At 65.8% G+C, this 3,066-nt stretch carries 2 protein-coding genes and 1 pseudogene; all 3 read left to right on the forward strand.

Features of this window, described 5'->3' with window-relative positions; all coding sequences use genetic code 11:
- Positions 1-351: 351 nt before the first annotated feature.
- A pseudogene (locus WH07_RS39880) lies at positions 352-555 on the forward strand (endonuclease toxin domain-containing protein); the annotation flags it as partial.
- 90 nt (positions 556-645) lie between these two features.
- Positions 646-1,050, forward strand: a complete 405-nt coding sequence (locus tag WH07_RS39885) for a hypothetical protein (RefSeq protein WP_157877398.1) — start codon at positions 646-648, stop codon at positions 1,048-1,050.
- A gap of 537 nt (positions 1,051-1,587) precedes the next feature.
- Entirely contained in the window at positions 1,588-2,901 is a 1,314-nt protein-coding gene (locus tag WH07_RS20945; protein WP_046502192.1) for a glucarate dehydratase family protein, read from the forward strand.
- Positions 2,902-3,066: the final 165 nt, after the last annotated feature.

Genomic DNA, 3,066 nt, shown 5'->3' on the forward strand with positions numbered 1-3,066 from the left:
AGTGAGTAGTCGTTGACCTTGCCCCCCCCGGCCCGGAGACCGGCCCGCACGGAGACGCTTCCGTACGGGCCGGTCTTCATTCCTGGTGGCACAAGATCAACAACTACTCACTGTCGCCGGGAGAGCCGTGAACCCTCTTCCGGCTGAGCGGTTTTGACGTTCTCAAGGCACCCCGTGGGTACGCGACGTCGATCAGCTCGCACCCGGGTTGGGCGCAATGCGAATGAAGCTGGGCGGCAGCGATCTTCCGAACAATTTTCCGACGATTGCCTACTGGGAAGATGGTGTAGCGACAAGTTACAAGTCGATTGACACCAGTGCCAAGAGTTATCAGAAGGCCTCCAACTCGGAGCGCTCGTCCGGAAATATCTCAAGAGTATGGGGGATTTCGAAGGTGATTCGTACGGCGGTGTCACGGTCAAGAAAGCTGACATCAAGCAGCGTGCGCTCACGATTGCGGTCCCGCAGGCGATCAACCAGGATCAGATGAATGTTCTGGAAGGCGGCAAGGGCGAGGCCAAGCGTGTCATGGTCAGGATAATTAAGATGCGGTAGGAGGGGTGAGACCTCTCGGGCGCGAGTAGAGGCGTTCTTGCTCGCGCCCTCACGTCTGCCCAGGTGTCAAGTGTAGGAAAGTGCGATATCTTGCAGATTGTTGAAGATGTGGCAAGATTGTCTCGATGGATTGCAAATGCCCTGGAATCCTCGGGATACAGGGCCGACTTCACGCCGGTCAGCTTCCATGAGATTGACCGTTTCATCGACGAGCATTCTTCTGGTGGAAAAGCGAAGCCAAGAGGGTTGCTTGCTGAGGGGCTGGGCATGAAACTGTTCGCCCTCGGCGCTTATGTGGGAGAGACGGTCCGCGGGCAACTGGGTGGAGAATGGCACGCCGACGACGGTGACCCTGAAGGGGAGATCAATGCTTCTCTGAAGCTCGCGAGTGGCGGTGTGATTTTTCCGGTGCGGCGAATTATGAAGCGCTATTCCCTCGGCCGGGAAGAGGGTATTGCCGTCTACGGTATCGGCTTGGGAATTCTCGATCACTGAACAAACTGCGGTGAAGCTGGATCCACCGCGTGACGAACTGCGCGATTGTTCGGACGTGGGGAGGTGGCTCGCACCACGCCATGCTCGGGCATTGCCCGCTAGCAGACCAGGCGCGTACGGAGATGCCTCCGCGCGGTCCGGTCTTCATTTGGCGAGCAAGACCACGAGCAACTCGTCTGCTGCTGCGGCGAGTTCGTAGACGCCCCCCGCCGTGGACGTTGGCCCCATGGGACGGCTCGGGCTTCGGCGACAGACGCTTCACGTTCTGGGAGACGCCGGACGGTACTCCAGCGTCCACGGCGGGCTGGACGTCGATGGTCGGTGGCGGCTCGTCGGGCGGGCGCACTCCTGTCCATGCCGGTCGGCGGTAAAACCGGGCCTGTTCGGCTATTGAGATGGAACCGTCCCGCACGGCCGCCGTGCCCCATGCATCCCCGGCCGCGCCGAAGGCGCACCACCCCCCATTGACTCGCCCCGTTCACATCCCTAGCCTCCAGTCGTGTACGTGGACGCCGCACGCATAGGGAGACCCCTCGCATGCTCACCATCACCGACGTCCGCCTCACTCCCATCCTGGTGACCGACCCGCCCCTCCTCAACACCCAGGGCGTCCACCAGCCGTACACCCCGCGCCTGATCGTCGAGGTGGTCACCGCGGGCGGTGTGACCGGTGTCGGCGAGACGTACGGGGACACCAAGTACCTGGAGCTGGCGCGCCCGCTGGCCGAGCGGCTGCCCGGGCGGCCGGTCACCGATCTGAACGCGCTGGTCGCGCTGGCCGACCAGGTCGCCGTGGACGCCTCCCGCGTGGACGACTCCGTCGACGTCGGCGGACTCCGTGGCGTACAGACCGCCGACAAGCTGCGTCTGTCCGTCGTGTCCGCCTTCGAGGTGGCGTGCCTGGATGCCTGGGGCAAGACCGCCGGCCTCCCCGTACACGCCCTGCTCGGCGGCAAGGTCCGCGACCGGGTCGAGTACAGCGCGTACCTCTTCTACCGCTGGGCCACGCACCCGGCCGCACACCCGGCCACGCATTCACGGGGCGAGACCGACGACTGGGGCGCGGCCCTCGACCCGTCCGGCATCGTCGCGCAGGCCGAACGCTTCGCCCGTGACTACGGGTTCACCTCCTTCAAGCTCAAGGGCGGCGTGTACGAACCCGCCGAGGAGATCGCCGCCGTCCGCGCCCTCGCCCACCGCTTCCCCGGGCAGCCGCTCCGCCTCGATCCCAATGGCGCCTGGTCCGTGGAGACTTCGCTCAAGGTCGCCGACGAGCTGCGCGACGTGCTCGAATATCTGGAGGACCCCACCAGCGGTACGCGGAACATGGCCGAGGTCGCCGCCCACACCGACGTCCCGCTCGCCACGAACATGTGCGTCACCACGTTCCCCGAGATCCGCGAGGCCTTCACGACCGGCGCGGTCCAGGTCGTGCTGAGCGACCACCACTACTGGGGCGGGCTGCGCAACACCCGTGAACTGGCCGCGATCTGCCGTACGTTCGGCGTCGGCCTGTCCATGCACTCCAACACCCACCTCGGTGTCAGCCTGGCCGCGATGACCCATGTCGCCGCCACCGTCCCGAACCTCGACTACGCCTGCGACAGCCACTACCCCTGGCAGACCGAGGACGTCATCACGGACGCGTCGAAGGAACGGCTGACCTTCCGCGACGGGCGTCTGGACGTGCCGGGCCTCCCCGGGCTCGGTGTCGAACTCGACCGCGAGCGGCTCGCCGTACTGCACCGGCGGTGGCTGGACGACGACGGCACCATGCGCGACCGCGACGACGCCGCCGCGATGCAGGTGGCCCACCCTGACTGGAAGACACCGGCCGTACCTCGCTGGTGAGTACGGGTACGGGTACGGGAACGGGCGCGGGGACCCGAACAGCTACGGGCGCGGGGACGAGCACAGGTACGGGCGCGGGGACGAGCACAGGTACGGACGCGGGGACGAGCACAGGTACGGGCGCGGGGGCGAGCACAGGTACGGGGGAGGGGGCGAGCACAGGTA

It is taken from the genome of Streptomyces odonnellii, from assembly GCF_000981895.1.
Taxonomy (GTDB): Bacteria; Actinomycetota; Actinomycetes; order Streptomycetales; family Streptomycetaceae; genus Streptomyces; species Streptomyces odonnellii.

Excerpts from the sequence above, each read along its gene's own strand:
- WH07_RS20945 (WP_046502192.1), top strand. The coding sequence starts at position 1,588 with ATGCTCACCATCACCGACGTCCGCCTCACTCCCATCCTGGTGACCGAC.